General features: G+C 58.0%; 22 protein-coding genes and 2 tRNA genes. 10 read left to right on the forward strand and 14 right to left on the reverse strand.

Translation table 11 applies throughout. The features are described 5' to 3' along the window. Positions 1-18: 18 nt before the first annotated feature. Both BZL43_RS20315 and BZL43_RS20320 read right to left on the reverse strand, forming a co-directional pair. Positions 19-94: transfer RNA gene (locus BZL43_RS20315), tRNA-His, on the reverse strand. A gap of 32 nt (positions 95-126) precedes the next feature. Further along, a tRNA-Arg gene (locus BZL43_RS20320) sits at positions 127-203 on the reverse strand. Between the two features lie 275 nt (positions 204-478). Between BZL43_RS20320 and folD the strand changes: the two genes are divergently transcribed. Together folD and pbpG are read left to right on the forward strand one after the other, a co-directional pair. After that, entirely contained in the window at positions 479-1,333 is an 855-nt protein-coding gene (folD, locus tag BZL43_RS20325) for a bifunctional methylenetetrahydrofolate dehydrogenase/methenyltetrahydrofolate cyclohydrolase FolD (RefSeq protein ID WP_095633953.1), read from the forward strand. Positions 1,334-1,570: 237 nt separating this feature from the next. Continuing rightward, a complete protein-coding gene (gene pbpG, locus BZL43_RS20330; RefSeq protein ID WP_095633954.1) occupies positions 1,571-2,509 on the forward strand; it encodes a D-alanyl-D-alanine endopeptidase in 939 nt (312 codons plus the stop codon). Positions 2,510-2,568: 59 nt separating this feature from the next. Here pbpG and BZL43_RS20335 read toward each other — a convergent pair whose 3' ends face one another. The 3 genes from BZL43_RS20335 to BZL43_RS20345 form a co-directional block, all read right to left on the reverse strand. Then, positions 2,569-2,793 carry a hypothetical protein gene (locus BZL43_RS20335; protein WP_095633955.1) on the reverse strand — a complete coding sequence of 75 codons (225 nt, stop codon included), beginning with the start codon at positions 2,791-2,793 and terminating at the stop codon, positions 2,569-2,571. 10 nt (positions 2,794-2,803) lie between these two features. Beyond that, a complete protein-coding gene (locus BZL43_RS20340) occupies positions 2,804-3,019 on the reverse strand; it encodes a DUF6021 family protein (RefSeq protein ID WP_095633956.1) in 216 nt (71 codons plus the stop codon). 94 nt (positions 3,020-3,113) lie between these two features. After that, positions 3,114-3,842, reverse strand: a complete 729-nt coding sequence (locus tag BZL43_RS20345; RefSeq protein WP_095633957.1) for a hypothetical protein — start codon at positions 3,840-3,842, stop codon at positions 3,114-3,116. A 171-nt stretch (positions 3,843-4,013) separates the two neighbouring features. Here BZL43_RS20345 and BZL43_RS28325 point away from each other — a divergent pair, with 171 nt between their 5' ends. Beyond that, positions 4,014-4,184, forward strand: coding sequence for a hypothetical protein (locus BZL43_RS28325; RefSeq protein WP_168185124.1), 171 nt, complete (start codon positions 4,014-4,016; stop codon positions 4,182-4,184). A gap of 80 nt (positions 4,185-4,264) precedes the next feature. Here the strand turns inward: BZL43_RS28325 and BZL43_RS20350 are convergent, their stop codons facing one another. Together BZL43_RS20350 and BZL43_RS20355 are read right to left on the reverse strand one after the other, a co-directional pair. Next, positions 4,265-5,014: a TerC family protein gene (locus tag BZL43_RS20350; protein WP_095633958.1), complete on the reverse strand. Its 750-nt coding sequence runs from the start codon at positions 5,012-5,014 to the stop codon at positions 4,265-4,267. Positions 5,015-5,041: 27 nt separating this feature from the next. Continuing rightward, on the reverse strand, positions 5,042-5,284 hold the full coding sequence (locus BZL43_RS20355; protein WP_095633959.1) for a hypothetical protein: 243 nt from the start codon (positions 5,282-5,284) through the stop codon (positions 5,042-5,044). 172 nt (positions 5,285-5,456) lie between these two features. On the opposite strand from BZL43_RS20355, the gene nhaR reads away from it, so the two are divergent. After that, a complete protein-coding gene (nhaR, locus tag BZL43_RS20360) occupies positions 5,457-6,356 on the forward strand; it encodes a transcriptional activator NhaR (RefSeq protein ID WP_095633960.1) in 900 nt (299 codons plus the stop codon). 4 nt (positions 6,357-6,360) lie between these two features. Here nhaR and BZL43_RS20365 read toward each other — a convergent pair whose 3' ends face one another. Continuing rightward, entirely contained in the window at positions 6,361-7,515 is a 1,155-nt protein-coding gene (locus tag BZL43_RS20365; RefSeq protein WP_095633961.1) for an MFS transporter, read from the reverse strand. A gap of 326 nt (positions 7,516-7,841) precedes the next feature. Here BZL43_RS20365 and sstT point away from each other — a divergent pair, with 326 nt between their 5' ends. After that, positions 7,842-9,092, forward strand: a complete 1,251-nt coding sequence (sstT, locus tag BZL43_RS20370; protein WP_095633962.1) for a serine/threonine transporter SstT — start codon at positions 7,842-7,844, stop codon at positions 9,090-9,092. 77 nt (positions 9,093-9,169) lie between these two features. Here the strand turns inward: sstT and BZL43_RS20375 are convergent, their stop codons facing one another. Next, positions 9,170-9,679, reverse strand: a complete 510-nt coding sequence (locus BZL43_RS20375) for a DUF1993 family protein (protein ID WP_095633963.1) — start codon at positions 9,677-9,679, stop codon at positions 9,170-9,172. 141 nt (positions 9,680-9,820) lie between these two features. Between BZL43_RS20375 and BZL43_RS20380 the strand changes: the two genes are divergently transcribed. After that, on the forward strand, positions 9,821-10,468 hold the full coding sequence (locus BZL43_RS20380) for a YceH family protein (RefSeq protein ID WP_095633964.1): 648 nt from the start codon (positions 9,821-9,823) through the stop codon (positions 10,466-10,468). A 237-nt stretch (positions 10,469-10,705) separates the two neighbouring features. Here the strand turns inward: BZL43_RS20380 and BZL43_RS20385 are convergent, their stop codons facing one another. Beyond that, positions 10,706-11,524, reverse strand: coding sequence for a shikimate 5-dehydrogenase (locus BZL43_RS20385; protein WP_095633965.1), 819 nt, complete (start codon positions 11,522-11,524; stop codon positions 10,706-10,708). Positions 11,525-11,765: 241 nt separating this feature from the next. Here BZL43_RS20385 and BZL43_RS20390 point away from each other — a divergent pair, with 241 nt between their 5' ends. From BZL43_RS20390 to BZL43_RS28630, 3 genes are all read left to right on the forward strand, one after another. After that, positions 11,766-12,134: a hypothetical protein gene (locus BZL43_RS20390; RefSeq protein WP_095633966.1), complete on the forward strand. Its 369-nt coding sequence runs from the start codon at positions 11,766-11,768 to the stop codon at positions 12,132-12,134. A 193-nt stretch (positions 12,135-12,327) separates the two neighbouring features. Further along, positions 12,328-12,522 (forward strand): hypothetical protein, encoded by a 195-nt coding sequence (locus BZL43_RS20395; protein WP_095633967.1) that lies wholly within the window; start codon positions 12,328-12,330, stop codon positions 12,520-12,522. A gap of 100 nt (positions 12,523-12,622) precedes the next feature. After that, a complete protein-coding gene (locus tag BZL43_RS28630) occupies positions 12,623-12,805 on the forward strand; it encodes a hypothetical protein (protein ID WP_095633968.1) in 183 nt (60 codons plus the stop codon). Here BZL43_RS28630 and BZL43_RS20405 read toward each other — a convergent pair. Next, on the reverse strand, positions 12,802-13,863 hold the full coding sequence (locus tag BZL43_RS20405; protein WP_095633969.1) for an AI-2E family transporter: 1,062 nt from the start codon (positions 13,861-13,863) through the stop codon (positions 12,802-12,804). The two genes, BZL43_RS28630 and BZL43_RS20405, sit on opposite strands and share 4 nt — an antisense overlap. Positions 13,864-14,039: 176 nt before the next feature. On the opposite strand from BZL43_RS20405, the gene yegQ reads away from it, so the two are divergent. Beyond that, positions 14,040-15,374: a tRNA 5-hydroxyuridine modification protein YegQ gene (gene yegQ, locus BZL43_RS20410; RefSeq protein WP_095633973.1), complete on the forward strand. Its 1,335-nt coding sequence runs from the start codon at positions 14,040-14,042 to the stop codon at positions 15,372-15,374. A gap of 245 nt (positions 15,375-15,619) precedes the next feature. Here the strand turns inward: yegQ and BZL43_RS20415 are convergent, their stop codons facing one another. The 3 genes from BZL43_RS20415 to BZL43_RS20425 form a co-directional block, all read right to left on the reverse strand. Continuing rightward, complete coding sequence (locus BZL43_RS20415) at positions 15,620-16,864, reverse strand: lipoprotein-releasing ABC transporter permease subunit (protein WP_095633970.1); 1,245 nt, start codon at positions 16,862-16,864, stop codon at positions 15,620-15,622. A gap of 64 nt (positions 16,865-16,928) precedes the next feature. Further along, positions 16,929-17,612 (reverse strand): lipoprotein-releasing ABC transporter ATP-binding protein LolD, encoded by a 684-nt coding sequence (gene lolD, locus BZL43_RS20420; RefSeq protein WP_168185125.1) that lies wholly within the window; start codon positions 17,610-17,612, stop codon positions 16,929-16,931. 7 nt (positions 17,613-17,619) lie between these two features. Beyond that, positions 17,620-18,870, reverse strand: coding sequence for a lipoprotein-releasing ABC transporter permease subunit (locus BZL43_RS20425; RefSeq protein ID WP_095633972.1), 1,251 nt, complete (start codon positions 18,868-18,870; stop codon positions 17,620-17,622). Positions 18,871-19,003: the final 133 nt, after the last annotated feature.

Genomic DNA, 19,003 nt, shown 5'->3' on the forward strand with positions numbered 1-19,003 from the left:
CTGGCGCCTTTCGAAATATGGGGTGGACGATGGGGATCGAACCCACGACAACGGGAGTCACAATCCCGTGCTCTACCAACTGAGCTACGCCCACCATATCGCGCTACTTGTGCCAAAGCTGCCTAATGGCGCACCCGGCAGGACTCGAACCTGCGACCATCCGCTTAGAAGGCGGATGCTCTATCCAGCTGAGCTACGGGCGCCTTGTTAATCTGTACCCTTGAAGGACTACAAACTAAGTGCTTTACAGTCTTGCGGAAGCGTAACTCCGCTCGACCTTCTCAACCAGTGCTAGGCTGTGCCCGACAAGTGCGACGAATAGTATAGAGCCCCCCGGAGGTCGTCAAATCCTTTTTAAAAAAAATTCATTTAATTAAAGGAGTTAGGGGAATTTGCAGACCAAGCGCCTTTGCCCTCACCTCATGACATGCGAGAATGCGCTCTCTTTTTTTCCCCTCTCGATGGTTAATCACGCGCAATGACTGCACAACTAATCGACGGCAAATCGATCGCCGCCAGCCTGCGCCAGCAGATCGCCAAACGAGTCGCCGAGCGTCGCCAGCAAGGTCTGCGCACGCCAGGCCTCGCGGTGATCCTGGTCGGCAGCGATCCTGCCTCTCAGGTTTATGTCTCGCACAAGCGTAAAGACTGTGAAGAGGTCGGCTTCCTTTCCCAAGCCTATGACCTGCCTGCCGAAACCACTCAAGAAGCACTGGCCGATCTGATCGATCGCCTGAACGAGGACCCGGCAATTGACGGCGTTCTGCTTCAGCTGCCCCTACCCGAGCATCTGGACGCCTCCAAATTGCTGGAGCGCATTCGTCCTGACAAGGATGTCGACGGTTTCCACCCTTATAACGTCGGCCGTCTGGCCCAACGTATTCCGCTGCTGCGTCCGTGCACACCAAAAGGCATCATGACGCTGCTGGAAAGCACCGGTGCCGATCTGTACGGGATGGACGCGGTCATTGTCGGGGCGTCCAACATTGTTGGCCGTCCGATGGCAATGGAACTGCTACTGGCCGGTTGCACCGTGACCGTTACCCACCGTTTCACCAAAGACCTGGCGGGCCATGTCGGTCGCGCCGACCTGGTGGTAGTGGCCGCTGGCAAGCCGGGGCTGGTCAAAGGTGAGTGGATCAAGGAAGGCGCGATCGTGATCGACGTCGGCATCAATCGCCAGGAAGACGGCAAGCTGGTCGGTGACGTGATCTATGAAACCGCCCTGCCCCGCGCCGGCTGGATCACTCCGGTGCCGGGTGGCGTTGGCCCGATGACCCGCGCCTGCCTGCTGGAAAACACGCTGTACGCCGCGGAAACGCTGCACGGCTGAGTTCACCCTGGCTTGCAACGCCGCATAAAGGAACCCCGCCAGTCGCGGGGTTCTTTTTGCCTGCAGAAAAAACTCGACCATCCGCCGGAAAAAACCGTTTTTATCGGGCGCCCAGGCACTTTCATCGAACATCGAACAACCATCGACAGTTCTTCAGCCATACTCCTAAAATGCGTCGCTTTTTAAAGAAACAGCCCGTTACAAAACGGTATATCCACCTTTTATGAGTCCGCCAGCGTGAAAATCCGTCTTTCAATTCTGAGCCTGTTTTTTGCATTTACAGGGACTTTCACCACGCCAACGATCAACGCTGCAGAAACCACCGCCGCACCTCGAGACACCTCACAACTGAAGATCGCTTCCGGCAGTGTCTTGCTGATGGATATGCAAACCAACAAAGTGATCTATGCCAGCAACCCTGACGTCGTAGTGCCAATCGCATCCGTCAGCAAACTGATGACTGGTCTGGTGGTGGTAGAAGCCCGGCAGAACATGGACGAATATCTTTCCATCAACATCAGCGACACCCCGGAAATGAAAGGCGTGTTTTCCCGGGTCAAGCTCAAAAGCGAATTGCCCCGCCGAGAGATGCTGCTGATTGCCCTGATGTCCTCGGAAAACCGTGCAGCTGCCAGCCTGGCTCATCACTATCCGGGCGGTTATGTCGCGTTCATTGCCGCCATGAACGCAAAAGCCAAAGCGCTGGGAATGACCAGTACGCACTTTGTCGAACCGACAGGCCTCTCCCCTCGCAATGTGTCCACCGCTCGCGACCTGAGCAAGCTGCTGATCGCTGCACACAAATACCCGCTATTGACTCAACTGAGCACCACCAAGGAAAAAACCGTCAGGTTCCGTAAACCCAATTACAGCCTGGGTTTTCGCAACACCGACCATTTGGTCAACAAGCCAAACTGGGACATCAGACTGACCAAAACCGGCTTTACCAACGCGGCCGGCCACTGCCTGGTGCTGGTGACCCACATGAGCGATCGGCCGATGGCACTGGTGATTCTCGATGCCTTCGGCAAGTACACGCACTTTGCCGATGCCAGCCGGATTCGCAGCTGGGTCGAAACCGGCAAGAGCGCCAGCGTGCCGGCCGTAGCCCTGCAGTACAAATCCGACAAAAATCTCAAGCATCGCCAAACCGGCGTGGTTGAAGCATCGAAATAAACCCCAAACGCCTCCAAAATAAAAAAACCCCGAATTTTCGGGGCTTTTTTTATCCAGGACTAATCATTGGGCAACGGCATCTGATCGTCATCCGGAATGCCATCCCCCGCACTTGGGTCTTTCCAGCCTTGCGGATGCTTGGTGGGTACCACGGTCGGCCTGGCCAACGGGTCCCGCAATGGGCTGTCCGGGTCCATCACCGGATCCAGATCCGCCTCGGGGGTGGTTGGAACACTGTCTGGAGGATCTGGACGTTTGTCGTCGAAGCTCGAATCGGTAGACATATGCACCTCACTAGGACTTGGGTTTGAGATCGCCAAGTGGATCGTAAGGCTTCGCGGGAGCCTTTTTTCCCGCCTCACCCGGCTTTACATCCTTCGGCGCTTTGGCAGGGCCGATGGGATCGACCTGAGGATCGGCGAGGTCCGGAGAATCGGGGTCGAAGCCCAACTCATTATCAGACGAATGCTCGGATGAGTGCGGGCCGACAGGGGTATTGGAATGAGCCATGGGCGCCTCCTGATCACGACCCGGTAAAGTAACCGGGCCCTTTATATGAGAGACCAATAACCCTGAGTGGTGCCCTGCAAGATGACGAACGGAACTACGGTGCGCTCAACGCTTTTTTCGCCCGGGCTGCCGCTCGTTCTTGACCTGACTGGGCAAGATCGCTCGCCGCTTTCAGCCAGCGCTGCTGATCGACATTGGCCGGAATCTGGTCGGGCTTCTGGATCAATACGGCCCAGCCACCGGCATTCTCGAACGCCGATTCAAAGGCGCTGAAACCCATCAGCAACCGACGATCCATCCCGGCGCGCAGCAACACTGTCTGTTTCTGCCGGTTATAACCGGCAAGGATGGCGTATCGGGGTTCTGCCCAGAACGCTGCGCCTTCAGTGAAGCGCACCATTACCGGGTAACCGGCCGCAACCTGGGCCAGCAGCGCCGGCAAATGGCTGTCGAGGGGATAGACCACCATCCCGTATTCACGGGCAAGATCTTGCATGTTCTGCTGCAAACGGTCCTCGGCCCCCGGCAAATGCAGGGGTTTGTCGAGCAACCCCGGGGTTATCACGATGCCCTGCCCGGACAGCAGGCTGGCTAGCACCTGGGGCCCGCTTTGGTAACTTTGCCCTCGATAAAATGTACCGCTGAGTTCAACACGCTCTGGCAGACGTTTGATCTCAGGCGCCACGCTTCCCGCACAACCCGCCAGGCCGGCAACACAGCCAGCGATCAGCACTAAAGATCGAATTCGAGAAAATACCCGCACCATCATCACTCTCTTGTTCAGACGCCGGGTATCGGCACTCCCGGCTTGGCCGTCGATCATAGGACGCCGCACGGCAGCGGTATAGCCTTAACCGGCAGTTGATTGCATTCGATAGAGCGAACAGGTTGGTGCCAAACGACCTTTGGTCAATAGCCTGAAATACAGCAAGGGCTAGACTGTCAGTTGCAAAGTGTGTGCGAGTGCCCGATGCAGGGCAAAGAGGAGGCACTGATGAGCCTGACAATGACCATTGTAATGTTGATCTTCGGCTGGCTGGCCGTGGCCACAGCCATGCTGTGGGGCGTTTTGCGCATTACCCGCCGGCATCATCACCACCCGGCTCAATCGGCGCCCGCGGCGAAAACCGATCAGCCGGCTGCCCGCCCCGCCACCGCGCACTGACCGGCGTTTCTCGATTATCCAAACGAAAACGGCCGCCTGGACTTTTTTCAAGTTCAGGCGGCCGTTTCATTTAACGAAGGTTACGCTTGAGCGGCGATGCGCTTCTGCTTTACCCGACGCGACAGCATGTTCAAGCCTTCGATGGTGGCCGAGAACGCCATGGCCGCGTAGATGTAGCCTTTCGGTACGTGGGCGCCGAAACCTTCGGCGATCAGCGTCATACCGATCATGATCAGGAAGCCCAGCGCCAGCATCACCACCGTCGGGTTGTCGTTGATGAACTTGGCCAGAGGGTCTGCGGCCAGCAACATCACCAGTACCGACACCACCACCGCGATGATCATGATGGGCAAATGCTCGGTCATGCCGACGGCGGTAATGATGCTGTCGATGGAGAACACCATGTCCAGCATCAGGATCTGACCGATCGCAGCAGCAAAACCCAGGGTCACGGTCGAGGTGGCCGAGGTCGGATCATCCGGCGCCGGGTCCAGGCTGTGATGGATCTCGGTGGTCGCCTTCCACAACAGGAACAGGCCACCGGCAATCAGGATCATGTCCTTCCAAGAGAACGCCTGGCCGAGAATATCGATCACCGGCTCGGTCAGTTGGACGATGAACGCAATGGTGCTCAACAGCGCCAGGCGCAGGATCAACGCCATGCCAATACCGATGCGCCGCGCTTTCTGGCGATGCTGTTCGGGCAGTTTGTTGGTGAGGATCGAGATAAAGATCAGGTTATCGATGCCGAGTACGATTTCCATCACCACCAGCGTGGCCAGGGCGACCCAGGCGGTGGGGCTTGCAGCAAGTTCTAAAAAATATTCCATGGGTCAGTCCTGACTCGTTTAAACGGTTTAGATTTCCTGGGACGAAGAGTCGGTTTTGTCCGTCTCTTTGGCCGATTGTTCTTTTTTACTGATCAAACCGCCCGTGGCATCGCTAAGCGCTTGCTCTGCCGCTTTGTGGGTATCGTCAATCGCCTGTTTGGCGCTTTCGGCAGCCTTGCCCATCAATTGCTGAGCGCTTTTCTCGGCCTGGTCGCAACCGGCCAACACCAGTAAAGACGTGATTAACAGAGCCGTGGTTTTAAGCTTCATGATGCTTCCCTCGATAGAACAGACAGAACCGAAAAGGCGATCCGTCGATGACGAAGCATTCTAAGGAAGCGAACACTTCAGAAAAATTCGTATTTTCAGCGGTTATACTTCGGTTTTAACGAATCCATATGGCGTACGCCCACGGATGATGTGAACAAGGGGTTTCACCAACATGTTGAATTACCGGCAGCTGCATTATTTCTGGGTGGTGGCCAAGACCGGCAGCATTGTGCGCGCCTGCGAGCAATTGAACCTGACGCCACAGACCATCAGCGGGCAGATTTCCCTGCTCGAGCAAACCTATGGCATCGAGTTGTTTCGCCGGGTCGGCCGGCAGCTGGAACTCACCGAAGCCGGGCGTCAGACGCTCCCTTACGCCGAGCAGATGTTCCAACTCGGTGGCGAACTGGAATTGATGCTGCGGGCGCAGCCCAATGAGCAACAGATTCTGTTTCGGGTAGGCGTCGCCGACGTGGTGCCCAAATCCATCGTTTATCGCCTGATCGCACCGACCATGGAATTGAGCGAGCCCCTGCGTATCACCTGTCGCGAAGACAAACTGGAACGCTTGCTTGCCGACCTGGCGATTCAGCGCCTTGACCTGGTGATTTCCGACAGCCCGATGCCCTCCAATCTGGACATCAAGGGCTACAGCCAGAAGCTCGGCGAATGCGGCATCAGCTTCTTCGCCACCACAGAATTGGCGACGCGGTATGGCCAGCAATTCCCCCATAGCCTGCACGGCGCCCCACTGTTGATTCCCGGGCCGGAAACCGTGGTGCGCAGTCGCTTGCAACGCTGGTTTGCCGAACAGCAGATCCAGCCGCGGATCGTCGGCGAATTCGACGACAGCGCCCTGATGCAGGCCTTCGGCCAATCCGGCAGCGGAATATTCATCGGCCCGAGCGTGATTGCCGACGAAGTGAAACGCCAATGCGACGTGGAGTTGATCGGCCAGACCGATGCGGTACGAGAGTCGTTCTACGCCATCTCCGTGGAACGCAAAGTCAAGCACCCCGGCATTGTCGCCATTACCGAAGGCGCCCGACGCGAGCTGTTTGTCGAGATGTGAGGCCTCAGGCGCAGATTTCCCGAGGCTTGAAGGTCATCAGCGCCATCGCCAACAAGATCGAGACCAGGATAAAAGCGGCCGCCGCGAATCCCAGGCCACCCAGGCCCACATGGTCGATCACTCGCCCACCGACCATCGCGCCCAGACCAATTCCGAGATTGGCCCCGGCGATGTTAAGCGATGCAGCGAAGGCCGGTGCCTCAGGAGCAGCCTTCATCAGGCGCACGTGGCTGACCAGGAACAGCGCGGCCTGAGTCACGCCCCAAATTCCCATCGCTGCCGCCAGACCGAGGGGTGAGTGAATGTTCGGCACCAAGGCCACCATGCCGGCGATCATGAAGGCACAGAATGTCACCGAAGCGATCAACGGATGTCGATCCACCGCACGGCCGCCCAGCGAGTTGCCGATCAAGCCGACCGCGCCAAAGCCCATCAGGCACCAGCCGACTACCGTGCCGTTGAAACCGGCAAGCCGCTCAAGAATGTCCGCCAGGTAGGTGTACGCGGTGAACATGCCGCTGAATACCAGGATCGATAACAGCACATGCCCCAACATCAATGGGCTGCGCAGGATTTTGAACTGCGAACGGAAGCTCACCTGATGCTGGTGCAGGTTGGTTTTCGGCAGGTAGATAAACAGCAGCAACGCCTTGGCAAACGCGATCACCGCCAGAATGCCGAAAGCACTGCGCCAGCCGAACGCATCGGAAATCAGCGTGCCGACGGGAATGCCGAACACCGTGGCGCAGACAATGCCGAAACCGATCTTGGCGATTGCTCGCCCGGCGTAGTCCGGCCCAACGATATCCACTGCGGTTTCACTGGCCAACGCCCAGAACACCGGCAACCCCAGCGCCGGAATCAATCGCGCAACGGCCATCACGCCGATGTTCGGCGCCAGTGCCGCCAGCGTGTTGGCCAGGCCGAACATGATCAGCACACTGATGAACAGCTTGCGCCGTTCAAACCTTGCAAAGTACGCGGTCAGGAACGGTCCGAAAGCGGCCACGGTAAAGGCGAACAGGGTCACCAGCAAACCCGCTTGCGGGATGCTGACGTTCAGGTCACGGGCGATTGCCGGCAACAGGCCGACGATGATGAATTCCGTGGTCAACACCGTAAAACCGGCGGCGGACAACAGAAGAATGGGCAACAGCATGCAGAACTCCAGAAAACGACGACACCAGCGACAGCCCGAAGGCTCACTGGCAAAACTTGAAAATGAGGATGGCGAAGCTTAACAGAGTGTTTGCGGACGAGGTTGCACGAACCTGCAAATCGCGTTGAGCCATCGGGCGGCAGATCGTCACAGGTCTGAAGGATCATGGCTACGCTGTGATAAAGTCCGCGGCCCGCGGTACTTATACTTTGCTCATCGGCCTCAAGGCATTGATGTAGCGACCCTTCGGTTCCCTCCATGTGGCCTGCCCGGCTTTTTGCTGCATGAGCAGAACCCTGCACCCTAATAAAATCAGAGATGCCGTTATGACCGCTTCATCCCCTTCGCTCTTGCAACGCCTGAAACGCAGCAGCCTGGTCACCCAAATCATCATCGGCCTGATCGCCGGGATTGCCTTGGCGTTGTTCGCGCCCGAGTTGGCCAAGTCCACCGCCTTCATTGGCAAAGTGTTCGTGTCGGCACTCAAGGCTGTCGCGCCGATTCTGGTATTCGTGTTGGTCATGGCGTCGATTGCCAACCATAAACATGGCCAGGAAACCCACATCCGGCCGATTCTGTTTCTGTATTTGCTGGGCACCTTCGCGGCAGCCGTCGTGGCAGTGGTCGCCAGTACGCTGTTTCCGTCGAGCCTGGTGCTGGCTACCCAGGATGTTGCGGTGAGCGCACCGGGCGGCATCAGCGAAGTGCTGCAAAGCCTGGCACTGAGCGTGGTCGATAACCCGGTCAGCGCACTGATGAACGCCAATTTCATTGGTATTCTCGCGTGGGCGATCGGCATGGGCATTGCGATTCGCCATGCCGGTGCAACCACCCGCGAGGTGCTGGGTGATTTGTCCAATGGCGTAACGGTTATCGTGCGGGTGGTGATCCGCTTTGCGCCGCTGGGGATCTTCGGCCTGGTGGCCTCGACCCTCGCCACTTCCGGTTTCGGCGCCTTGATCGGTTACATGCATCTGCTGGCCGTGTTGCTGGGCTGCATGCTGTTCGTGGCGCTGGTGATGAACCCGGCGATCGTGTTCTGGAAGCTGCGTCGCAATCCGTATCCGCTGGTATTCACCTGCCTGCGCGAGAGCGGCATCACTGCGTTTTTCACTCGCAGTTCGGCGGCGAACATCCCGGTCAACCTGGAACTGAGCAAGCGTCTGGGTCTGCACGAAGATACCTATTCGGTGTCGATCCCGCTCGGCGCTACCATCAACATGGCCGGTGCGGCGATCACCATCACCGTGTTGACCCTCGCCGCCGTGCACACCATGGGCATCGCCGTGGATATTCCGACGGCCATCCTGCTCAGCATTGTCGCGGCAATCTGCGCCTGTGGCGCCTCGGGCGTGGCCGGCGGCTCGCTGTTGCTGATTCCGCTGGCATGCAGCCTGTTCGGCATCCCGAGCGAAATCGCCATGCAAGTGGTCGCGGTCGGCTTCATCATCGGTGTGTTGCAGGACTCGGCGGAAACCGCGCTGAACTCCTCCACTGACGTGTTGTTCACCGCAGCGGCGTGCCAGGGCGAGGATCAGAAGACCCAGAAAGCCCGGGAAGCCCAGCGTCTGGCGTAACAACGTTCCCGTAGGACAGCAAAATGAAAAAGCCCGCCAAGGTTTACACCTTGGCGGGCTTTTTTGTTCCTGGCGGTTTAGAACGCGCCCATGTAATCGCGCTTGCCCACTTCCACGCCATTGTGACGCAGCAGTGCGTAAGCGGTGGTGACGTGGAAGAAAAACTGCGGCAAACCGTAGCTCAGCAAGTAAGCCTGGCCAGTGAAGCGCTTCTCTTTAGGGGTGCCCGGACGGGTAACGATCTCGATGCCTTCCTTGCCGTTGATCTGCTCAGGCTTGATCTCGCCGATGAAGGCCAGAACCTTGGCGATCAATGCTTGCAGTTCGGCGAAGGTGGTTTCGGTGTCGTCATATTTCGGCAATTCGACTTCAGCCAGACGCGCCGATACGCCTTTGGCGAAATCTACCGCGATCTGTACCTGACGCACCAACGGGAACATGTCCGGGTACAGACGGGCTTGCAGGAACGCGTTCGGGTCGATGTTTTTCGCGGTAGCGTGGGCTTCGGCCTTGCTCAGGTTGTTGCTCAGGGCATTGAGCATTTGCTGGAAAACCGGAACGGAAGCGGCGTAGAGGGAAATAGTCATGATTGGTCTCGTGTGGTGACAGGAGTAAAAACGTGGAGCGATTATAGCCATGCGCGACTGCCCTGCGGCTTGTCTTTTATCCTGCAAGGATTAGGCTAGTCGGCTTCGACTGCATGCTTCGACTGCATAGGGAAAAGCGCGATGAGCACTGAGCAAGAAACGACCTTCGACGAACCGCGGCTCAACAGCACGGAAATTCGTATTCTGGGCTCGTTGATCGAGAAACAGGCCACTAGCCCGGAAACTTATCCGCTGACGCTCAATGCGCTGGTGATTGCCTGTAATCAGAAAACCAGCCGCGAACCGGTGATGAACTTGAGCCAGGGCCAGGTCGGCCAGAGCTTGCGCGTCCTGGAGGGGCGCGGCTTTACCAGACTGGTGATGGGCAGCCGTGCCGACCGCTGGGAGCATCGGGTCGACAAGGCGCTGGAACTGGTGCCGGCGCAGGTGATTCTGACGGGGTTGTTGTTTCTGCGTGGCCCGCAGACGGTCAACGAACTACTGACCCGCAGTGGCCGCATGCACGACTTCGAAGACGCCGAGCAGGTGGTGCATCAACTTGAGCGTTTGATCGCCAGAGGCCTGGCGCTATTGATCCCGCGCCAGGCTGGCCAGCGCGAAGACCGTTACATGCATGCACTGGGCGATCCGGCGGATATCGAAGCGATCCTGGCTGCCCGACAGAATCCGGTGGAACGTAGTACCAGTAGCGGCGTGTCGGTTGAGCGAATCGAAGAGCTTGAAGCGCGGATTGCGGCACTGGAAGAGCGCTTGGCTCGCCTCGAATAGCCAAACAGACGCCCGTGCTTGCCCCCGTTGGGTCGCGAAGCGGCCTCGGCATTTCAAATTAAAATCCCAAGTAACGGGTTTACGACTGCTTCGCAGCCGAACGGGGGGCAAGCCCCCTCGCCACGGGTTTGCGTTCAACTCTTGGGGGGTTGGCAGGAAGCCGAGTGGGCAAGTCCGTTCCCAACGCTGGACCTGTGGGAGCGGGCTTGCCCGCGATGGGGCCAGTACAGTCAACTGTCAGCTGCGGGCAAACGCTACGGCTTTCTGGAATTGCTCATCAGTCGGCCGCACGCCGGTGTACAACACGAACTGTTCCAGTGCCTGGATCGCAATCACTTCCAGCCCGGTGATGACCCGTTTGCCTTCGGCACGACCGCGCACGATCAACGGTGTTTCCGAGGGGATTGCTACCACATCGAAGACAGTCTCGGCCGCAGCGATGGCTTCTGGCTCGAACGCCAGTTGATCCGCTTCCGGCCCGCCCGCCATGCCAATGGGCGTGACGTTGATCAGCATCCGCGGGCGGTCGCTTCCCAACTCCGCCTGCCATGAGTAACCCAACGATTCAGCCAATGCACGCCCGGCGGGCTCGTTACGGGCCACGATTACGCCGTTTTCGTAGCCGCCATCACGCAACGCACTGGCCACAGCCTTGGCCATGCCGCCGCTGCCGCGCAGGGCAAAAGTCGAATCCTTGGGCACTTGATGGGTTTCAAGCAATTGGGCAATGGCGATGTAATCGGTGTTGTAAGCCTTCAGGTGACCGTTGGTGTTGACGATAGTGTTGATCGATTGGATAGCTTCAGCCGATGCATCCAGCTCATCGACCAACGCAATACAAGCCTCCTTGAACGGCATCGATACTCCGCACCCCCGAATGCCCAAGGCGCGGATGCCGCCCACGGCGCCCGGCAAGTCCTGGCTGCTGAAAGCCTTGTAGTAGAAATTCAGACCCAGTTGTTCGTACAGATGGTTGTGAAACCGCAGGCCGAAGTTGCCGGGACGCCCCGAAAGCGACATGCACAATTGAGTGTCTCTGTTGGGGTTCATCTGCATTGCAATCTCCTTCAATAACACTTTCAGATGGACGGGATTAGCCATTCCATCAGGTCTGATCAATCATAAAAGCCTGTCCACGGTAGGCACACAGGAGCGTAAAGAAGCCGGTACAGACCTTACACAAAATTTACCCAATGGCTGTGCTGATTTTCAGAAAAAAGCTGTCTTAGAAGTATCCCCGCGACAACTTGAGTCTATTGCAGACGCGAGCGCCGGGTCGAAGAACCGAGGAACTATCATGATCCGTAAAATCCCCACAGTAGCCCTGCTGATCGGTGCTCTCGCTATCGCAGGGCAGGCAGATGCAGGTGGTCGTGGCTGGGAAGGTCCGGCTGTGTTTGGTGCGATCGTCGGCTCGGCAATCATCGGCTCAGCAATTATCAGTCGTGACCGGCCAGTGTATGTCGAGCAACCGGTTTACGTGCAGCCACAACCGGTATACGTGCAGCCACCGCCTGTTTATTACCAACCGGCGCCGGTGTACGTACAACAACCGATCTATTACTACCGCCCGGCCCCCATCTATTACGGTCCGCCACGTGCGTATGGTCCACCACGCGGCTATTACGGCCATCCCCATGGCTATTATCGTGGCGACCGCTGGTAACACGCTTATCAGGCCCCGCTGTAACAGCGGGGCCTTTTTATGACCACTGGCTGGACGCAGTCTGAATACATCTCGCCAAGGTCGCTGTCGGGACAGTATCGACAGCTAAAGTTGGTCATATTTATGCCATGTCAGGTCCGCAAGCTTGGAACTGTCCATAAACAACAGGTTGATAACAACAAGGACGGCCTACATGCCCACACAAAACCCGCATCGTATTGTCGGCTTGTGCACTTCCGGCAAGGTGTACAACGCACTGACCGAACTCAAACACCTGGAAGGCCATCGCAGCGCAAAGTTTCTCTCGCTGCTGGCAGAAAACCTGGTGCGCAAAGGCCTGCTCAATGAGCGGGAACTGGTGCATATGCTCGATCAAGTAGTGGATTGAACGCAGGACTCATTGGCATCAATGACGACTATCGAAAGCGTTGATTGTCCGTTCAAGCGTCCGATCCGTAAGGTAGCTCCATAGATTAATGGAGGTACTTATGACTCAGGTCCAGATCATGTCTGTTATCGGCAGCGCCGTTCCCGCAACGCTCAGGGCGAGAGGGTTACTCGCTTGTTGGTATCTGATGCAGGACGGCGAGCCTATCAGCGGTCCACTCACTTCGCTTCCCGCCGCCCAAGCCTTGTCACAACGTATCGGCTCGGGCCAGCTCAGTGCTTAAGGCAGCTGAATTTTGGGCTTGGAATCGATGAAAATCGCCCAGCTCGATACGAACAATGCCGCGATCAACGGGCCGATGACAAAACCGTTCAAGCCAAAAAGCGCCAGGCCGCCCAAGGTCGAGATCAGGATCAGGTAGTCTGGCATTTTGGTGTCCTTGCCCACCAGAATCGGTCGCAGGACGTTGTCCACCAGGCCGATCACGAATACGCCAAACAACGTGAGCACCGTGGCCTGCCACATCGCGCCAGTGAACAGGAAATACGCTGCAACCGGTATCCAGACGATCCCCGCGCCCACCGCTGGCAACAGCGACAGAAACGCCATCAACACCGCCCAGAGCAGTACGCTCGGGATGTCCAGAAACCAGAAAATAAAACCACCCAATGCCCCTTGCGTGATCGCCACCACCACGTTGCCCTTCACCGTGGCTCGCACCACACGATTGAACTTGAGTTGCAAACGGCGCTTCTGGGTATCTTCCAGGGGTATCGCCGCACGTACTTTGCGCGCCAGTTCGGACCCGTCCCGCAGGAAGAAAAACAGCAGATAGAGCATGACAAAAAAACCCACCACGAACTCGAATGTGCCCTGACCAAAACTGAACGCCTTGGTCGCGACAAACTGGCTGCCCTGCATCGTGCTCTTGATGATTTTTTCCCGTAACCCGCTCAACTCGCCCATGCCGAAACGATCGAGCACGTACTGAAAATACGGCGGCAGGCTTTGCTTGAACTGTGACACATACCCGGCAATGTCCAGTTCGCCGCTTTCGATTTTGTTGTAGAGCGCCGCACCTTCTTGAACCAACAAGGTACTGATGGTGATTACCGGCAAGATCGCAATCAGTACACAGAGAATCAAGGTGCACAGGGCCGTGAGATTGTGGGGCAAGCCGAACCTGCGTTGCAGTTGGTGCTGCAACGGCGCAAACAGAATACCGAGAATGACCGCCCAGAACACCGCACCGTAAAACGGCAGCAGAATCCAGATGAAGGCGATGCTCACCAGCGTCAGCAAGACCATCAGCGAGGTGTTTTGCAGCTTCGTTTCGTTCATGTCCGATCCATGTCAGTGCGCAGGGGCGCCGTTTGCGCGTTCTGGTATTTAGTCCGCCACGGCTCGCACGAGTGCCATCCGTTTATTCATCAAGCATAGATCCAGATCAATAAACCCCACGGATAAGCCATTTACCCTTGCCGGCTTTTGCGATCGATACTGCCATGACCTGCGCCATGACGCTCACGCCCCCGGAATTGCTTGCACCTGCCGGCACCCTGAAAAACATGCGTTATGCCTTCGCCTACGGCGCCGACGCGGTATATGCCGGCCAGCCGCGCTACAGCCTGCGGGTGCGTAACAACGAATTCGACCATGCCAACCTCGCCCTCGGCATTACCGAAGCCCAGGCTCAGGGCAAACGCTTTTACGTGGTGGTGAACATCGCCCCGCACAACGCCAAGCTCAAAACATTCTTGAAGGACCTTGAACCGGTAATCGCCATGGCGCCGGATGCGCTGATCATGTCCGACCCCGGTTTGATCATGCTGGTACGTCGGCACTTCCCGCAGATGCCGATCCATCTCTCAGTACAGGCCAACACCGTGAACTGGGCCAGCGTCGAGTTCTGGCAGCAACAGGGCTTGAACCGGATCATTTTGTCCCGCGAACTGTCGCTGGAAGAAATCGCCGAAATCCGTCAGCACGTCCCGGCGATGGAGCTGGAAGTGTTCGTCCACGGCGCGTTGTGCATGGCCTATTCCGGGCGCTGTCTGTTGTCGGGGTATATGAACAGGCGCGACGCCAATCAGGGCAGTTGCACCAACGCCTGTCGCTGGAAATACTCGGCGACACCGGCCAGCGAAAATCAGCTCGGTGAAATCGTCCAGCAGTTCCGCCCCGAACCAACCCTGGGCATCGGTGCGCCGACCGATCAAGTGTTCCTGCTACAAGAAGCCAATCGCCCCGACGACCTGATGCCGGCATTCGAGGACGAACACGGCACCTACATCATGAACGCCAAGGACTTGCGCGCCGTGCAGCATGTCGAGCGTCTGACGCAAATGGGCGTGCATTCATTGAAGATCGAAGGCCGGACCAAATCGCATTTCTATTGCGCGCGCACGACTCAGGTGTATCGCCGCGCAATCGATGATGCAGTGGCAGGCCGAACGTTTGATCGCAGCTTGATGACCGACCTTGAATCCCTGGCCCAACGTGGTTACACCGAAGGTTTTCTGCGTCGACATGTGCATGATGAATATCAGAACTACCAGAATGGCAGTTCGGTTTCAGAGCGCCAGCAGTTCGTGGGCGAGTTGACCGGCGAACGCCGGGATCGGCTGGCGGAAGTGCGGGTAAAGAATCGCTTTGGTCTGGGTGATCACATGGAACTGATGACGCCCAAGGGCAATTTCCACTTCGATTTGCACCAGTTGCAGAACGCCAAAGGCGAGGCGGTTGACGTGGCACCGGGGGATGGGCACACGGTGTATTTGCCGATACCGGATGCGGTGGATCTGCGCTTTGGGTTATTAATGCGCGATGTCAACATGAACCAGGGAACCTGAGCGACAAGCCCTTCGGGCAGGAACGTAATTCTGTTCACTTAAGAGTCTTGAGTCAGTGAGTAACCTGTGGCGAGGGAGCTTGCTCCCGCTTGAGTGCGTAGCACTCACAAAAATCAGTGATTGTTATCAGATTTTTGGGGCCGCTACGCAGCCCAACGCGAGCAAGCACGCTCGCCACAAAGGTTGGCATGACAGAGAGTCGCGCCTGTAGGAGCGAGGCTTGCCCGCGAAAACGACTGAACGACTCACGAATACCGCAACGCAGTAGCCGGCTCCACTTTCGCTGCCCGCCACGCCGGATACACCGTCGCCAAAAAGCTCATGATGAAACCGGCGGAACAGATCAACAACACATCCGCGCCCTGCAGTTCCGACGGCAAGTTACTGACAAAGTACACGTCGGAACTGAAGATGTGTTGCCCGCTGACCCGCTCCATCCAGCCCACCAGTCCACTGACGTTCAGCGCTGCAATCACGCCCAGCACGCCGCCAATCAAAGTGCCGACGACTCCGATCACCGTGCCCTGCACCATGAAGATCGCCATGATCTGCCGAGGTGTCGCGCCGATGGTGCGAAGTATCGCGATGTCCGCCCCCTTGTCGTTCACCACCATGATCAGAGTGGCGATGATGTTGAATGCCGCCACTGCAACGATCATCAACAACAGCAGGCCGATCATGGTTTTTTCCATCTTCATCGCGCTGAACAGACTGCCCTGGGTGTGGGTCCAGTCGTCAGCCTTGTAGGCAGCGCCGAGGCCTGTCGCGATGTCGCTCGACACTTGTGGCGCGGCGTACAGGTCCTTCACCGCCAGGCGCACGCTCTGCACCTGATTCGGTTGCCAGTGTTGCATCTGCGCGGCATCAGCGAGGTGGATCAGCGCCATGGAGCCGTCCAGCTCGGCGCCAACCTTGAACACGCCGACCACATTCAGTCGTTGCATGCGCGGGGTGATGCCGCCCGGTGCGGTGCTGATTTCCGGCACGATCAGGGTGATCCTGTCGCCAACGCTCAAGCGAAAGCGTCGTGCAGTGATCTCACCGATCACCACGCCGAACTCGCCGGGCTTCAAGGCGTCCAGACGCCCCTGAACAATGTGCTTGGCAACGATCGACACCTGGCCTTCCAGCGCCGGGTCGACACCACTGACCTGGATCGGCTGCATCGTGCCCTTGTAGGACAGCATGCCTTCCATCTCGGTGAACGGCACCGCCGCCGTCACTTCAGGATTCTTCATCGCCGCGGCGGCCACCGGCTGCCAATCGTCGATAGGGTTCACACCGACGATGGTCGCGTGGGGCACCATGCCGAGAATGCGCGAACTCATTTCGCGCTGGAAGCCATTCATTACCGACAACACGACGATCATCGCCAGCACGCCCAGGGCGAGGCCGATCATCGAGGTCATCGAGATGAAGGAAACAAAGCGATTGCGGCGCTTGGCGCGGGTATAGCGCGCGCCGATAAAGATCGATAACGGTCTGAACATTCGCTGGGCACCGTATAAAAATAAAAGACCCGACGTACTGTTCAGTACGCCGGGTTTCGGTCAATCAGATGGGGGTCAGGTAACCTTCCTGCAAATGCAGGACGCGATCCATCTGGCGAGCCAGGTTCATGTCGTGGGTCACCACCAGGAACGCGGTGCGCATCGAGGTGCTGAGTTCGAGCATCAAATCCTGAATGCCCTGGGCGGTGTGGGAGTCGAGGTTGCCGGTTGGCTCGTCGAGCATCACCAAGCCTGGCTTGTTCACCAGGGCGCGGGCGATGGCCACACGCTGGCGTTCGCCACCGGACAATTCTGCCGGCTTGTGCTCCAGACGATGGCCCAGCCCTACCCGCTCCAGCAACGCCGTCGCACGCTGACGCGCTTCGGGGATCGCGGTTCTACCGATCAGCAACGGCATGCAGACGTTTTCCAGCGCGGTGAACTCAGGCAGCAAGTGGTGGAACTGGTAAACGAAACCCAGCGACCGGTTGCGCAGCAGGCCACGGGCCTTTTCGTTCAGTGCCGAGAGTTCTTCACCGGCCAGCCAGACGCTGCCCTTGGTCGGCGTATCGAGGCCGCCCAGCAGGTTGAGCAAGGTACTTTTGCCCGAACCCGAGGTGCCGACGATCGCCACGCGCTCACCGGGGTGCAATTCCAGTTGCAGACCCGCCAGAACCTCTACCGATTCCGGACCTTCCACGTAGGATTTGCCCAGGTTGCGGCAGCTCAAGATTGCTTTATCACTCATGCCCGACTCACTCATAACGTAGCGCCTCCGCAGGCTGGGTGCGCGCGGCACGCCAGGCTGGATACAGGGTGGCGAGGAAACTCAGAACCAACGCGGCGGCGCAGACCATCAACACGTCCTGGCTCTGCACTTGCGACGGCAGGTAATCGATGAAATACACGTCAGCGTTCAGGAATTTATGGCCGATCAGCCCTTCAAGGGCAGAAATCGCGGCGCTGACGTTCAGTGCGGCGAAGATCCCGACCACGGCGCCGATCAGCGTACCGACCACACCAATGACCGTACCCTGGACCATGAAGATCGCCATGATCTGCCCTGGCGTAGAGCCGAGGGTGCGCAGGATCGCGATGTCGCCCTTCTTGTCGTTCACCACCATCACCAGCGTGGAAATGATATTGAACGCCGCCACGGCGACGATCAGCAGCAAGAGCAGGCCGATCATGGCTTTTTCCATGCGGATTGCTTGATACAGGTTTCCGTGGGTTCGGGTCCAGTCGCGAGCGTAATACTGATCTTCGCCAAGTTGCTGAGCGATGGTCCACGCCACGCGTGGTGCCTGGAACAGGTCATCGAACTTCAAGCGCAGGCCCTGCACCTGATCCGGCTTCCAGCGGTGCAGCTTCGCCAGATCCTGCAGATGGGTGATGCCCAGATAGCCGTCGATCTCGCCGGCGCCGACATGAAAGATGCCGACCACGGTAAAGCGCTTCATGCGCGGGAACATCCCGGCCGGGGTCACGGTGACTTCCGGCGCGACAAACGTGAGTTTGTCGCCTACCGCCACGCCGAGTTTGGCCGCGGCCTTGTCGCCGATGACGATGCCGAAACTGCCCGGCGCCAAGTCATCGAGTTTGCCCTGCTGCATGAAGTTATCAATGATCGACACCTGCCGTTCCTGCACAGGGTCGATGGCATTGAGCAGCACTTTGGAAACCTTGCCGTTGTTGGTCAGCAATCCCTGCATCTGGACGAAGGGCGCGACCGCCGCCACCTGTGGATTCTGCTTGACCTGGGCGGCCAGGCTTTGCCAGTCGCTGATCGGCTCACCGGACTCGATGGTCGCGTGGGGCACCATGCCCAGCACGCGGGTGCGCATTTCATGATCGAAGCCGTTCATCACCGACAGCACGACGATCATCACGACCACGCCGAGGGCGAGTCCGATCATCGAGGTCAGGGAAATGAATGACACAAAATGATTGCGACGCTTTGCACGGGTATAACGCGTGCCAATAAATACGAAGAGAGGTCTGAACATGTCGGGGCTTGTTCGGAGGGAAAAGGAACGTCCTTGTGGCGGGGGGGGGTAAACAACCTTTTACTCCAACCCCCCCCCCCACCCCTGGGGCGCCCTGTTGGCATTATATGAAAAAAAACGCCGCGCATACTAC

The organism is Pseudomonas sp. PICF141 (assembly GCF_002286815.1).
Lineage (GTDB): Bacteria > Pseudomonadota > Gammaproteobacteria > Pseudomonadales > Pseudomonadaceae > Aquipseudomonas.